Raw genomic sequence first — 14,132 nt, forward strand, 5'->3', positions numbered from 1 at the left:
AAGTGTCCCGCTCCGCCCGCGAGGACGGAACGGTTTGTATCAGGCCGCGCCGAAGTCTCCCGCGTTCACTCCACGAGTGCCTTGAACTGCGCGTCGTACAGCCTCGCGTACGCACCGGCCGCTTCGAGCAGCCCCTCGTGCGTGCCTTGCTCGACGATCCGTCCGTCCTCCATGACCACGATGCGGTCGGCGTTGCGGATGGTCGACAGGCGGTGGGCGATGACGAAACTGGTGCGGTCGTCGCGCAACCGCGCGGTGGCCTGCTGGACGAGCAGTTCGGTGCGGGTGTCGACGGAACTCGTCGCCTCGTCGAGGATGAGGATCGAGGGCTTGGACACGAACGCCCGCGCGATCGTGATGAGCTGACGCTCACCGGCGCTGAGGTTGCCGTCGTTCTCCTCGTCGATGACGGTGTCGTAGCCGTCGGGCAGGGCCCGCACGAACCGGTCGACGTAGCTCATCCGGGCCGCCGACATGATCTGATTCTCGGTGGCGTACGGATTGCCGTAGGCGATGTTCTCGCGGATGGTGCCACCGAACAGCCAGGTGTCCTGCAGAACGATGCCGATGCGCGAGCGCAGCTCGTCGCGGGACATCGAGCGGATGTCCACGCCGTCGACGAGGATCCGGCCCGCGTCGACCTCGTAGAACCGCAGGATCAGGTTGATGAGGGTGGTCTTGCCGGCGCCCGTGGGCCCGACGATCGCGATCATCTGGCCCGGCTCGGCCCGCAGCGACAGGTTCTCGATGAGCGGCCGGTCTGGGGTGTACGAGAACGCGACGTTCTCGAACTCGACGAGCCCGTGCCGGCTCCACGGCATCGTCGGCGCCGCGACCTCCGGTTCCTCCTCCGGTTCGTCGAGCACCGCGAATACCCGCTCGGCCGACGCGGATGCCGACTGCAGCAGGTTGACCATCGCGCCGATCTGCGCGAGCGGCTGCACGAGCTGACGCGAGTACTGGATCATCGCCTGGATCTCACCGAGCGTCGCAGTGCCCGACGCGATCCGCAGACCACCGAGCACAGCGATGACGACGTAACCGATGTTGCCGAGGAAGGTCACGAACGGCATCACCAGCCCGGACACGAACTGCGCACGATAGGAGGCCTGGTACAGCGATTCGTTGGTGTCGGTGAAGCGCCGCTGCACCTCCCCCGTCCGGTCGTAGGCGGTGATGAGCTCGTGTCCGGTGAAGGCTTCCTCGATCTGCCCGTTGAGCTTGCCGGTCGTCTCCCACTGCGCGGCGAAGTGCTTGCGCGAGCGACCCGCGATGATCGCCGTCGCCACCACCGACGCCGGGACGGTCAGGATCGCGACCACCGCGAGCATCGGCGAGATGTACAGCATCATCACGACGAGGCCGAGCAGGGTCAGGACCGCGAGGACGAGCTGGGAGATGGATTCCTGCATGCCCGCAGAGACGTTGTCGATGTCGTTGGTGACGCGGCTGAGCAGGTCGCCGCGCGAATGCGTGTCGAAATAGCGAAGCGGCAACCGGTGGATCTTCCGTTCGACCCGCGACCGCATGTCGCGCACGACGCGCTGCACGATCTCGTTGAGACCGTAGGCGGCGACCCAGATCAGGCCGGACGAGAGCAGGTACAGCGCGAGCACGATGACGAGGATCCGGCCGAGGGCCGGGAAGTCGATGCCGAGCCCGGGCACCACGTCCATCCCCGAGACCATGTCGGCGAACTGGTCGCGTCCGTCGGCGCGCAGACCGGCGACGGCCTCCTCCTTGGACTGACCGGCGGGGAGCTGCATGCCCACCACCCCGTCGAAGATGACGTCGGTGCCGCGGCCGAGCACGAAGGGCGCCACCGACATGCTCACGACGCCGAGGAGGGCGGAGAGCAGGACCGAATAGACGGCATAGCGGTGCGGGTGGAGCAGACCGAGCACCCGGCTGATGGTGCGCACACGCGACGGCGCAGCGGCTTCCGGAGTCGTCATACCGTGGCCATCCTCTGCGACTCGACGATCTCCGAGTACGTCCGGCACCGGCCGAGCAGTCCCAGATGCGTCCCGGAATCGACCATGAGGCCGTTGTCGAGGACGACGATGCGATCGGCGTCCTGCACCGTGGAGACCCGCTGCGCGACGATGAGCACGCATGCGTCGCGCGTCTCGGGTTCGAGTGCGGCCCGCAGCCGGGCGTCGGTTGCCGGGTCGAGGGCGGAGAAGGCGTCGTCGAACAGGTAGATGGAGGGCCGGCGGACGAGGGCGCGGGCGATCGCGAGTCGCTGCCGCTGGCCGCCGGAGACGGTCGTGCCGCCCTGGGCCAGGACCGTGTTCAGCCCGTCCTCGCTCTTGTGGACGAAGTCCGCGGCCTGCGCGACCTCGAGGGCGTGCCACAGTTCGTCGTCGGTGGCGTCGGCGCGCCCGTACCGGAGGTTGTCGGCGATGGTGCCGGAGAACAGGTACGCCTTCTGCGGAACCACGGCGATGCGAGAGCGCAGCACGGTGGTGTCGAGCGCCCGGACGTCGACACCCGCGACGAGCACCTGCCCGGCGGTGACGTCGATCAGCCGCGGCACGAGCCGCATCAGCGTGCTCTTGCCCGAGCCGGTGCCGCCGATGATCGCGGTCGTGGAACCGGGATCGGCGCGGAACGACACCCCGCTCAGCACGGGGGCGTCGGCGCCCGGATAGGAGAAGCCGGCGCCGCGCAGTTCGAGGGTGACGCGGGACGGGAGTTCGCGGACGGGTTCGGCGGGCGACGCGACCGTCGGTTCCGTGTCGAGGACGTCGAGGATGCGTTCGGCGCACACCGTGGCGCGTGGCGCCATGATCGCGACGAACGACGTCATGAGCACGGCCATGAGGATCTGGGCGATGTAGGTGATCATCGCGGTGATGGAGCCGACCTGCATCGCACCGGCGTCGATGCGGTGGGCGCCGACCCAGAGCACGGCCACGGTGCTCACGTTCGAGATCAGCAGCACCGCGGGGTACAGCACGGAGTTCACGCGCCCGACGCGCAGGGCGGTAGCTGTGAGGTCGTCGTTGGTGCCGTCGAAACGGGCCTTCTCGGTCTCGTCGCGCACGAACGCCCGGATCACCCGGATACCGGTGATCTGCTCGCGCAGCACCCGGTTCACCGAGTCGATTCGTTTCTGCATGACCCGGAAGCCGGGAAGCATGAGGGCGATGAGCGTGACCATCGTGAAGATCAGCACCGGAACGGCGACGACCAGGACCAGCGAGGTGCCGGGATCCTGGCGGATCGCCATGATCACACCGCCGATTCCCATGATCGGGGAGGTCACGACGATGGTGCAGGTCATGAGCACGAGCATCTGGACCTGTTGCACGTCGTTGGTGTTGCGGGTGATGAGCGACGGGGCGCCGAACGTCCCGAACTCGCGCGCCGAGAACTGCCCGACCCTGCGGATCAGCGCGAGTCGCACGTCACGGCCGAAGCCCATCGCGGCGCGCGCCGCGAAGTAGACGGCACCGATCGCGGCGGCGATCTCGACGGCGCTGATGCCGAGCATCAGCAGACCGGTTCGCACGATGTAGTCGATGTCCCCGGTCGCCACGCCGTTGTCGATGATGTCGGCGTTGAGACTCGGGAGCAGCAACATGCCCCCGGTGGCGATCAGCTGCAGGAGTACGACTCCCGCGAGGGCACCCCGGTAGGGCGCCATGAAGCGGCGCAACAGCCGTAGCAACATGCGCATTACGCTACCTGCGCCTCCCTGCGACGATCTTCACGGACGGACGGGCGGCCACGCACCACTTCGGGTACGCGGCCGCCCGGTGGTTCGTCACACTCGTGCGGATTCCGGGGTGGACTCGGTGGCGCCGAGTTCACGGGTGAGCTTCTCACCCTCGACGTCGACGTTGGGAAGAATCTTGTCGAGCCACTTCGGCAGCCACCACGCCTTGTCGCCGAGCAGTGCCATCACCGACGGGATGATGACCATGCGGACGATGAAGGCGTCGAAGAAGACCGCAGCCGCGAGCGCGAAACCGATCGACTTGATCAGCGAGTCCGGCTCGGCGATGAACGCCGCGAACACCGAGATCATGATGATCGCCGCGGCGCTCACCACACGCGCGCCGTGCGCGAAACCGCTGCGGACCGCGTCCAGTGCGCTCGCGCCGTGCACGTAGTCCTCGCGCATACGCGTCACCAGGAACACCTGGTAGTCCATCGCGAGACCGAAGACGACACCGATGAGGATGATCGGCATGAAGCTCACGATGGGCTGCGGGTTGGAGATCAGGCCGCCCCAGCCCTCCTGGAACACCGCGACGGTGGCGCCGAAGGTAGCCAGAACGCTGAGCAGGAAGCCCAGGGTCGCGGTGAGCGGAACCAGGATCGAGCGGAACACCAGCATCAGCAGGATGAAGGCGAGGCCGACGACCACGGCGAGGTACGGGACGAGAGCGCTCTGGAGGCTGTCGGAGACGTCGCCCTCGAGCGCGGTCTGACCGGTCACGCCGTAGGACAGGCCGAATTCCTCGTTCAGCTCCGCTTCCCCGTCGCGGATGCTCTGGACGAGATCCATCGTCGCGGGATCCGTGGGGCCGCTACGCGGGGTGACCAGGATCTGGGCGGTGTCGCCCGTCTCGTTCACCGCGACGATCTGTGCGTTGACGACCTCGTCGTGCTCGTAGAGCGACCCGACGACGGCACCGAATGCGACCGGAGCCTCCACCTCGGCGTCCTGGCCGTCGACGACGACGACCAACGGGCCGTTGCGTCCGGGACCGAATCCCTCGTCCACCAGGTCGTAGGCCTTACGGGCGCTGGTGGCCGGATCGGAGGTGCCCTCCGACGGCAGCGCGAGGTTCAGTCCGGTGGCGGGCAGCGCGAGCGCGCCGAGAACAACCACACCGGCGATCAGCGGGATCGCCGGGCGGCGCGTGATCAGGCCGACGAACTTGGCGCCCGCCTTGGGCGTGTCCTCGTCGGACTCACGCTTGTTCAGGAACGGGACGCGGCCGGCGAAGACCTTCTCACCGAACAGTCCGAGCACGGCGGGCAGCAGCGACACGGCGATGAGCACGGCCATGAGCACCGTGAACGCGGCGGCGTAACCCATGACCGACAGGAACGGGATGCCGACGACGCTCAGCGCCATGAGGGCGATGATGACCGTCAGGCCGGCGAAGACGACCGCGGAACCGGCGGTGCCCACGGCTCGTCCGGCGGCCTCGGCGCGATCGGAGGTGACAGTGAGTTCGTGCCGGAAACGGGACACGATGAACAGCGAGTAGTCGATCGCCACGGCGAGACCGATCATGACCGCCAGCGTCGGAGTCATCGAGCTGAGATCGGCGAAGCCGGTGGCGATGGTGATGCCGAGGCTGCCGATGCCGACGCCGACGAGCGCAGTGATCAGCGGAAGTCCGGCGGCGACGAGCGAACCGAAGGTGAGGGTGAGCACGATCGCGGCGATACCGATGCCGATGAGCTCGGCGGTGCCACCGGGCATGCCCATCTCGGCGGCGGCCGTACCACTGACCTCCACGGTCAGACCGGCGTCGCGGCCGAGCTCGGCGGCGGCAGCGATCTGGTCGCGCATCGCCTGGTCGACGTCGGTGATCTCGCCCTCGAACGGGACAGTGACGAAGCCGACGGTGCGGTCGGCGCTCAGCGGCGACAGGGCCTGGGCGTCGGACAGCGCAGCCTCTTCGGGGGTGCCCTGCTGCGCGGCGACCGCCTTCATCTGTTCGACGAGACCGGCGTCGGCGAGGACCGGGTTGACCAGGACGCCGGCCTGCTCCTCCGGAGCCGCGGTGGCGGGGTCCACCTTCGCGGGCGGCGAGACCCGGTCGATGTCGCGGATCGCGGCGAGGACCTCGTCGACGGCGGCCAGGTTGCCGGGCTCGTCGAGCGTCTGCCCGTCGGGTGCCGCGAAGACGTAACGCGCGCTGAGCCCGTTCATCGGGTCCTCGGCGGAGGGGAACCGCTCGGCCATGAGGTCCTGGGTCTTCTGCGCGGGGGTGCCCGGAAGCGTGAACGCATCTGTGGTGGGCCCGGACAGAGTTGCCGCACCGACCCCGAAGAGGACGAGCAGCGCGATCCAGAAGGACAGCACTGCGCCCTTCCGTCTGTGGGCGAACTTGCCCAGCCGGTACAGGTAGGTCGCCACGGGGCACCCCTTCTATGTCGGAAGATCCTGGTGGTATCGGATGGTGGGAGTCGGGTACGGCTGTCGGCGGCGCTGCCGGGCAGGGCTGTCGGACAGAGCTACGGGAAGCCGCGGCGGAGCTGGTCGAACGCGTCGCGGATGAGGTCCTCGACCGACCGCTCGGTCGTCCCCGTCATGTGTGTCTCCATAGCCGCCCGCACGGCGCCCATGGCCGCGTAGTTCAGCAGCGAGGGGTACAGATCCGACGCGGGGTCGGTGCCGGTGCGCTCGGCGATGATCTCGACGAGCAGCTGCGAGGAGCGGCGCTCGACCTCGATCTGCCGGGACAGCAGCACGTTGCTCTCCTCGAGCAGGGTGATGCACGCGACGATCTCGTCGAACGGCCAATCGGCGTTCCGGACGACGTCCAGAGCCACGATGAGCAGCGAATCCATGATGTCTTCGTCGGCGGGGCGATCGCGCAGCAGATCGATCCACTCCTCGACCCTGGTCTCGAGGTACGCGAGGACCGCGTCTTCCTTGCTCGGGAAATAGTTGTGGAAGGTCCGGGTCGAGACACCGGCACGCGCTGCGATCGCGTCGGCCGTCACGGCGTGCAGACCGTGTTCTCGTGCCAGCTCGGCCGCGGCGGTCGCCAGAGCCGCGCGAGTGGCTGCCTTCTTGCGGTCGCGCAGCCCGGGAGTGATGGTCACTCCATCCAAGGTACCGAAATTGCAGAGGTCTGTAAGTTTGCAGATTCGTGCAAACTTATGACATCGACCACACTCGATCGTGATCTCTCGCGGGTTTCATACCCGTCGGCGCTCCCAGGCACCCGGATCCGTTGTGAGATCCTCCACGAAACCGGGGAGGTCTCCTGTGACGACGTCCGCGAGCGACACCTCCTCGAGCACGGCTCGCAGGTTCACGCGCACCGCGATCCACACGTCCTGCAAGCGCTCCGCGGCCCCGGTGTAGACGACGTCCTCGGGTCGCTCACCGCGCACCGATGCCAGCGGACCCTCGACCGTGCGGATGATGTCGGCGACGGAGATCTCGGTCGCGGGTCGCGCGAGCCAGTAGCCGCCCTCGGGTCCCCGCCGGCTGTTCACCAGCCCGCCGCGCCGCAGGTCGGCGAGCACGGCCTCGAGGAACTTGTGCGGAATGTTCTGCGCCGTCGCGAGGGTCTCAGCCTTCGCCAGGCGACCGTCCTCGATCGCCGCGAGTTCGAGGAGGGTCCGCACGGCGTAGTCGACCCTCGCGGTGATGTGCATCTCATGCCTCTCGCGCTGTCCGATGTCATCGACGTGCCCGTCTCGACGGGGACGGTCAATTCCTACCAGCAATACCGAACCGCCCGGAATCGTGCGGGTACCGGTCACCGGTCCATGCCTCTGGTGATCCACGCCACAGCAGCGGTAATGTGGACGGTTGTTCACAGTTATCGGAGGTCGTTGCGATGTGGGAAACCCTGCAGGAATCGTGGGGGTCGCTGCTCGACCCCCTCCACGATCCGGTGACTCTGGCGATTCCCGCCTTCCTCACCTTCCTGATCCTCGAGTGGGTGGCCGCGCGCACCCTCGAACGCGTCGAACCCGGACCCGACGGACGCACCCGTCCCCCGCGCGGCGGCTACGAGAAGCGGGACGCGCGCGCGAGCATCTCGATGGGCCTGGTCTCCATCGTCACGAGTGCCGCCTGGAAGGTCCTCGCGCTCGTCGGATATGCGGCCCTGTGGGTCTACGTCGCCCCGTGGCACCTGCCCGCCGACGCCTGGTACACGTGGGTGATCCTGCTCGTCGGCATCGACGTCCTCTGGTACTGGTACCACCGGATGGCCCATCGCGTCCGCCTGGTCTGGGCGACCCATCAGGCGCATCACTCGAGCGAGTACTTCAACTACGCGACTGCCCTGCGCCAGAAGTGGAACAACAGCGGCGAGATCATCATGTGGCTGCCCCTGCCCCTGATCGGCATCCCGCCGTGGATGGTCTTCGTCGGCTTCTCCGTCAGCCTCGTCTACCAGTTCTTCGTGCACACCGAGCGGGTCGGCAGGCTCCCGCGACCGATCGAGTTCGTGTTCAACACGCCTTCGCACCACCGGGTCCACCACGGCTCCGATCCCGACTACCTCGACCGCAACTACGCCGGCATCCTCATCGTCTGGGATCGGATGTTCGGCACCTTCAAGGCCGAGGAACACCGCCCGACCTACGGCCTGACCAAGCCGGTCGGTACGTACAACATCTGGGATCTGCAGACGCACGAGTACCGGGCGATCGCCCGCGACTGGCGCACGGCAGGCAAGCTCCGCGACAAGCTCGGCTACGTCTTCGGGCCGCCGGGCTGGGCGCCGCGGCCGACCCGCGCGGAGGAGACCGAGACCGTCAGTTCTGCTCGAGCGTGACGAGGAAGTCGACGCTGCCCGCGTCGTCGACCGTCACGAATCCGAGGTTCGGCGGTTCGACGCCGTAGTCCGACCAGGTGGTAGGGATGCTCCCCGACGCCACGAGGCGCTCGCCCGTACGCAGGACGTCGACGTCGACGGTCACGGGCCGTTCCGCACCGCGCAGGGTGAGCGTGCCGGTCGCGGTCACGGACCCGATGCTGCCGTCGTCGGGCACGGACGAGAGATCCACGGGCTCGGTGAGCGTGAACGTCGCCGTCGGGTGGGTGGCGGTATCCATCACCCGGGTGCGGAACTGGCCGTCGCGCTGACCGCTGTCGGTAGTGATGCCGTCCACCTGCACGACGACCTCCGCAGCGTCGAGGGTGCCGTCGGTGACGGTCGCCGAACCGGAGACCTGATCGGTGCTGCCCACCACGGTGACGTCGGCGCCGCGCAGGATCTCGTGCACGGTGTAGCCCGCGGCGGTGCGGTTGGGTTCGACGCCTTCGACGACGGTCCACTCACCGTCGAGCTCGCCGGTCGCGGCTTCGGCGCCCTCGGTCGAGACGGACGCGGCAGGTGCGTCGTCCTCGGCGATGAACGTCCCGTATACCCATGGCGCGACGAAGAAGCCGAGAAGCGCCACGACCACGACGGCGACGAGGGCCCACACCAGTTTCCGCATCCTGCAAATTTAAACGATGTCGGATTCCGCGTGGAGTGTTACGTCACGGCGCGGCCGCAGGGTGAGCCACGCGATTGCGGCAGAGGCGATCATGAGCGCCACTCCGATCCCGGAGGTGATCGTGACGCCGCTGTCGAACGCCGATCCGGCTGCGGCGAGCAGCGCGTCGGCCCGGTCGGCGGGCAGACTCTCGGCCACGGCATGGGCGCCGCCGAGCGTCTCCCGGGCGGCATCCGCCTGCTCCGCGCTCAACCCGGCAGGGAGCACGAGGTGCGCGGTGTAGGACGCAGAAAGCACCGAACCGAGGATCGCGGTACCGAGCACGGCACCCATCTCGTAGGCCGTCTCCGACACCGCCGACGCGGCACCGGCCTTCGCGGGCGGGACGCTCGACACGATGAGGTCGTTCGACAACGTCTCCGCCGCACCGATACCCGCGCCGAGGACCGCGAACGCGACGATGATCGGTGTGAGCGCCGACGGTGAGGCGAGCAGGAAGACCAGCGCGTAGCCGATCGCCGACAGCAGGAGCGCCGAGACGATGATCGACGACGGCCGCACCCACCGCACGATCGCGACCACCGACATCCCGGCGACGACCATCACCGCCAGGCCCGGAACCAGACTCAGGCCGGCCTGCATGGGGCTCTGTCCGATCACCAATTGCAGATGCTGGGACACGAAGAACAGGAAGCCCACGAGGGAGACGACGGACAGCAGGTTCACCGCGACAGCGCCGGAGAAGGTGGGAACACGGAACAGGCGGACATCGAGCATGGGATTCGGGCGCCGCAACTGCCGGCGCACGAACGCAACGAGCGCGACCACACCGACCACGGCCGGAACGCCGGCGACGGCACCGAGGCCGCTGTCGGCAATCTTCTTGATCGCGAAGACGATCGGCGCGAGGGCCAGCAGCGACAGCGCGATGCTCACGACGTCGATGCGGCCCGGATTCGGATCCTTCGACTCGGGGACGAAGATCGGCGCGAGCACCAGCAGCGGGATCAGCACCGGCACGGCCAGCAGGAACACCGAGCCCCACCAGGCATGTTCGAGCAGGAATCCGCCCACGATCGGCCCGAGTGCAGCGCCCGCCGCGAAACACGAGGCCCAGATCGCGATGGCGAGACGGCGCTGGGTGGCATCGAGGAAGATGTTGCGCAGCAACGACAATGTGGAGGGCATGAGCATGGCCCCGAAGAAGCCGAGTGCACCGCGGGCGGTCACGAGCAGTTCCGCGGAAGGTGCGTAGGCCGCAGCGACCGAGACGGCGGCGAATCCGGTCGCGCCGATGAGCAACAGGCGGCGTCGCCCGATGCGGTCGCCGAGGCTGCCCATCGCCACCAGCAGACCTGCGAGCACCAGCGGGTAGATGTCGATGATCCACAACTGTTGCGCAGCGGTGGGCTGCAGCGCGGAGGAGATCCCGGGCAGCGCGAAGGCCAGGACGGTGTTGTCGACCGACACGAGCAGCACCGGAAGCATCAGTACCGCGAGGGCGACCCAGTCCCGGGCAGCCGCCTTCGTCACGGTGGGTTCCGAAACAGGCACAGATGTCGCCACGGTTATCGACTTTCGCGAGGGGGATTCGAACCCTCGTTACTGTACCAGCTGGACGGTACAGTAACGACGTCGTACGATCGGGCCGTGCCCCCCGCCCCCGCCGCCCGCGCCAAACTCCTCGACGCCTTCGTGACGATCCTGCTCGAGCAGGGCGAGCGCGCCGCGACACTCGAGGCCGTCGCCGCGGCGGCGAACGTGTCCAAAGGTGGCCTGCTCTATCACTTCCCGTCCAAGGACGCCCTCGTCGAGGCTCTCGCCGAACACCTCGAGACACTCGCAGCCGACGACGCCGAACTGATGCGCGCGGCTCCCGAAGGACCGGCGACCTATTACATCCGCACCTCGGTCTTCGCCGACACTCCGCTCGACCGTGCCGTCGTCGCCCTGACCCGTCTGAGCCAGACCGCGAACCCGCGCGCCCAGCAGGCGTTGCGCCGCATCCACCAGGGCTGGTTCGAGGCACTGTCCGACGAGGTCACCGATCCCGCTGCGGCACGAGCGGTGATGCTCATCGGCGACGGCCTCTACTACGGCGCCGCGATGTCGGGCGAGACGAGCGAGACGCCCCCCGAGGACGTCGACGAACTCCTCGACGTCGTACGGAAACTGATCGGCCCGAGCGACTGACTTCGGGGAGGTTGTGTGCGTCCGTCCGCGAGAATACGCACACAACCTCCCCTTCGATCGCCCTCACCCGAGCCGATGCAGTTCGACGTCGCGCAGCGTGCCGTCCGCGATGGTCGCGGTCATGTAGGTGCAGTGCGGCTGCCGACGTCGATCGGTGGGTGAACCCGGGTTGAGCAGACGCAATCCACTCGGTGCCGTCGTGTCCCAGGGAATGTGCGAATGGCCGAAGACGAGGACGTCGGTGTCGGGGTAGGCCGCGGCCATCCGCTTGTCGCGGCCCGTCGACGCTCCGGTCTCGTGCACCACTGCCACGCGCACACCGTCGAGGGTGACGCGCGCGACCTCCGGCAACCGTTCCCGCACGATCGGACCGTCGTTGTTGCCCCAGCACGCGACCAGCCGCTGCGAGCGTTCCTCCAGCGCGTCGAGCAGCGCAACGTCCATCCAGTCGCCCGCGTGGATCACCACGTCCGCGCGATCCACCTCGTCCCACACCTGCGACGGCAGGTCGCGGGCCCGCGTCGGCACATGGGTGTCGGCAAGCAGCAACAGACGCATGGTCCTCAGTCTGCCGTGGGTTCGCAGTGTGCCGTGGGCACTCATGGGTAACCACGACGCATGACCACTCCAGCTCACGACAGACTCGCCATCGTCACCGGCGCCGACTCCGGCATGGGTAAAGCGACCGCCGAACTGCTCGCCGCCGAGGGTTTCGACGTCGGCATCACCTTCCACACCGACGAGACCGGAGCCGAGGACACCCGTGCCGCGGTCGAACAGCGCGGGCAGCGATGTTTCGTGGCCCGACAGGACCTGACCAGCCCGGACACCGCCGACGTGATCGACGAACTCGCCGGGAAACTGGGCGGTCTCGGGGTGCTGGTCAACAACGCGGGCACCGGGCATCGCGACGAGGTTCTCGACCTGTCCTTCGAACGGTGGCGGGAGATGCTCGCGACCGACCTCGACGGCCCGTTCCTCTGCTCGCAGCGCGCGGCCCGGCACATGATCGACTCCGGCAAGGGCGGCCGGATCGTCAACATCACGAGCGTCCACGAGCACATCCCCCGCTACGGCGCCTCCGCCTACTGCACGGCGAAGGCCGGACTCGGCATGCTCACGCAATGTCTCGCGCTGGAATGGGCCCGGTACGGCGTCACGGTCAACTCGGTGGCTCCCGGTGAGATCTCCACGCCCATGACCGGCATGGACGAATCGGAGGCCTTCCACGAGGAGCGACCGGGCAATCCCACCGGCCGGCCCGGGCACGTCAACGAGGTCGCGTCCGTCGTCGCGTTCCTCGCATCCCCTCGTTCGTCGTACCTGACGGGCCGTTCGATCCCCGTCGACGGCGGCCTCATGCTGATGGCCGCGCACGGGCACGACATGAACGACGAGAGTTGGCGCGAACTCTGACGACGACCGGTCACCTATCCGCTAACTCCCGGATGTCCATTCGCGAACAAGTTCGCTATCCGCTACAGCGATTTGCCGCAGCGGATAGCGAAAGCAGTAGCGAAAGGTTCGGGAGCCATGGGCGGGATCCATAGACAAGAAAAAGCCTCTCACCTGCCTGAACAGGTGAGAGGCTTCTGGCGGTGGCGGTGGGATTTGAACCCACGGACGGGGGTTACCCGTCACACGCTTTCGAGGCGTGCTCCTTAGGCCGCTCGGACACGCCACCGCTAGAAGACTTTACCGGATCGGACGCCTCAGCCGAAATCCCCTGGTCACAGCTCCGATGCCGGACCACGGTGCTCGCGGAAGAATGCCTCGAGCACCGCAGCGCACTCTGCTTCGAGCACACCACCGCGTACTTCCGGGCGGTGCGTGAGCCGCCGGTCGCGCACGACGTCCCACAACGACCCGACGGCACCCGTCTTCGGTTCCCACGCCCCGAAGACCACACGCGACACGCGGGAGAGCACCAGCGCACCCGCGCACATCGTGCAGGGCTCGAGGGTCACGGCGAGGGTTGCGCCCTCGAGACGCCATCCGTCGCCGTAGACCTGCGCTGCCGCACGCAGGGCGAGCACTTCCGCGTGCGCTGTGGGGTCTCCGGTGGCCTCGCGGGAATTCGCGGCTCTCGCGATCTCGGTGCCGTCCGGCGCGAACACCACCGCGCCCACCGGCACATCACCGGCGGGCGCGGCAGCGGCGGCCTCCAGCGCGACCCGAATCAACTCCTCGTCGTCGCGCAGCCCCATCTAACGGAGCTTGTCCAGGGTGTTGCCCAGGACGTCGTCGAAACCGAGTCGCTGCGCGATCTCGTCGAGCTGCTCGTCGGGATACAGATCGGTCTCCGACAGGATCACCGACAACACCGGCTCGGGCAGGCCCATGTCGGCCAGGATGCCGAGGTCGCCCTCCTCCCACGGCTCGATGTCGTCGAGCTCGTCGGGGTCGATGTCGGGGATCTCGATGTTCAGCGCATCGAGTACGTCGGCGGCGATGTCGTAGTCGACGGCCATCGTCGCATCGGACAGCAGCAACCTCGTTCCCGAAGGTGCGGGACGCACGATGACGAAGAATTCGTCGTCCACGTTCAGCAGACCGAACACCGCGCCGGAACTTCTCAGCTCCCTCAACTCGGTCACCGCGGTATCGAGACTCGTCAGTGCGGCACCGGACAATGCCCGGCACTTCCAGCGACCTTCCTCCCGCGTCACGGCGACGGCGAAGCCGTCGAGGTCGTCGTTCGAACTCCCCGCGGGGTTCCCGCTCTGGGTAACGGAAGGGCTCTTGTTCCCTACACGCTGTGCAGCCATGGGCGCAAC

The 14,132-nt window shown here is 67.8% G+C and carries 13 protein-coding genes and 1 tRNA gene; 3 read left to right on the top strand and 11 right to left on the bottom strand.

The window, feature by feature from the left end; translation table 11 throughout:
- Positions 1 to 65: 65 nt before the first annotated feature.
- The 5 genes from GON09_RS16355 to GON09_RS16375 all read right to left on the bottom strand — a co-directional run bounded on the left by GON09_RS16355 (position 66) and on the right by GON09_RS16375 (position 7,362).
- Positions 66 to 1,955, bottom strand: coding sequence for an ABC transporter ATP-binding protein (locus GON09_RS16355; RefSeq protein ID WP_213932699.1), 1,890 nt, complete (start codon positions 1,953 to 1,955; stop codon positions 66 to 68).
- Positions 1,952 to 3,679 (bottom strand): ABC transporter ATP-binding protein, encoded by a 1,728-nt coding sequence (locus GON09_RS16360; RefSeq protein ID WP_213932700.1) that lies wholly within the window; start codon positions 3,677 to 3,679, stop codon positions 1,952 to 1,954. Before GON09_RS16360 ends, GON09_RS16355 begins: the two co-directional genes overlap by 4 nt.
- A gap of 93 nt (positions 3,680 to 3,772) precedes the next feature.
- A complete protein-coding gene (locus tag GON09_RS16365) occupies positions 3,773 to 6,109 on the bottom strand; it encodes an MMPL family transporter (protein ID WP_213932701.1) in 2,337 nt (778 codons plus the stop codon).
- A 98-nt stretch (positions 6,110 to 6,207) separates the two neighbouring features.
- Positions 6,208 to 6,801: a TetR family transcriptional regulator gene (locus GON09_RS16370; RefSeq protein ID WP_213932702.1), complete on the bottom strand. Its 594-nt coding sequence runs from the start codon at positions 6,799 to 6,801 to the stop codon at positions 6,208 to 6,210.
- Between the two features lie 96 nt (positions 6,802 to 6,897).
- Positions 6,898 to 7,362, bottom strand: coding sequence for an RrF2 family transcriptional regulator (locus tag GON09_RS16375; RefSeq protein WP_213932703.1), 465 nt, complete (start codon positions 7,360 to 7,362; stop codon positions 6,898 to 6,900).
- 185 nt (positions 7,363 to 7,547) lie between these two features.
- On the opposite strand from GON09_RS16375, the gene GON09_RS16380 reads away from it, so the two are divergent.
- Positions 7,548 to 8,495, top strand: a complete 948-nt coding sequence (locus GON09_RS16380; RefSeq protein WP_213932704.1) for a sterol desaturase family protein — start codon at positions 7,548 to 7,550, stop codon at positions 8,493 to 8,495.
- Here GON09_RS16380 and GON09_RS16385 read toward each other — a convergent pair.
- Both GON09_RS16385 and GON09_RS16390 read right to left on the bottom strand, forming a co-directional pair.
- Positions 8,476 to 9,162 carry a YceI family protein gene (locus GON09_RS16385; RefSeq protein WP_213932705.1) on the bottom strand — a complete coding sequence of 229 codons (687 nt, stop codon included), beginning with the start codon at positions 9,160 to 9,162 and terminating at the stop codon, positions 8,476 to 8,478. The two genes, GON09_RS16380 and GON09_RS16385, sit on opposite strands and share 20 nt — an antisense overlap.
- A 9-nt stretch (positions 9,163 to 9,171) precedes the next feature.
- Positions 9,172 to 10,716, bottom strand: a complete 1,545-nt coding sequence (locus tag GON09_RS16390; protein ID WP_213932706.1) for an MFS transporter — start codon at positions 10,714 to 10,716, stop codon at positions 9,172 to 9,174.
- Between the two features lie 96 nt (positions 10,717 to 10,812).
- Here GON09_RS16390 and GON09_RS16395 point away from each other — a divergent pair, with 96 nt between their 5' ends.
- Positions 10,813 to 11,355 carry a TetR/AcrR family transcriptional regulator gene (locus GON09_RS16395; RefSeq protein WP_213932707.1) on the top strand — a complete coding sequence of 181 codons (543 nt, stop codon included), beginning with the start codon at positions 10,813 to 10,815 and terminating at the stop codon, positions 11,353 to 11,355.
- Between the two features lie 63 nt (positions 11,356 to 11,418).
- Here the strand turns inward: GON09_RS16395 and GON09_RS16400 are convergent, their stop codons facing one another.
- Complete coding sequence (locus tag GON09_RS16400; protein WP_213932708.1) at positions 11,419 to 11,913, bottom strand: metallophosphoesterase family protein; 495 nt, start codon at positions 11,911 to 11,913, stop codon at positions 11,419 to 11,421.
- A 60-nt stretch (positions 11,914 to 11,973) separates the two neighbouring features.
- Between GON09_RS16400 and GON09_RS16405 the strand changes: the two genes are divergently transcribed.
- Positions 11,974 to 12,771 carry an SDR family oxidoreductase gene (locus GON09_RS16405; RefSeq protein ID WP_213932709.1) on the top strand — a complete coding sequence of 266 codons (798 nt, stop codon included), beginning with the start codon at positions 11,974 to 11,976 and terminating at the stop codon, positions 12,769 to 12,771.
- A 177-nt stretch (positions 12,772 to 12,948) separates the two neighbouring features.
- Here GON09_RS16405 and GON09_RS16410 read toward each other — a convergent pair.
- The 3 genes from GON09_RS16410 to GON09_RS16420 all read right to left on the bottom strand — a co-directional run bounded on the left by GON09_RS16410 (position 12,949) and on the right by GON09_RS16420 (position 14,123).
- Positions 12,949 to 13,039 (bottom strand) — tRNA-Ser (locus tag GON09_RS16410).
- Positions 13,040 to 13,085: 46 nt separating this feature from the next.
- Positions 13,086 to 13,562, bottom strand: a complete 477-nt coding sequence (locus tag GON09_RS16415; protein WP_213932710.1) for a nucleoside deaminase — start codon at positions 13,560 to 13,562, stop codon at positions 13,086 to 13,088.
- Complete coding sequence (locus GON09_RS16420; RefSeq protein ID WP_213932711.1) at positions 13,563 to 14,123, bottom strand: tRNA adenosine deaminase-associated protein; 561 nt, start codon at positions 14,121 to 14,123, stop codon at positions 13,563 to 13,565.
- Between the last annotated feature and the right edge of the window lie 9 nt (positions 14,124 to 14,132).

It is taken from the genome of Rhodococcus sp. B50 (assembly GCF_013602415.1).
In the GTDB taxonomy this organism is placed as follows: Bacteria; Actinomycetota; Actinomycetes; order Mycobacteriales; family Mycobacteriaceae; genus Rhodococcus.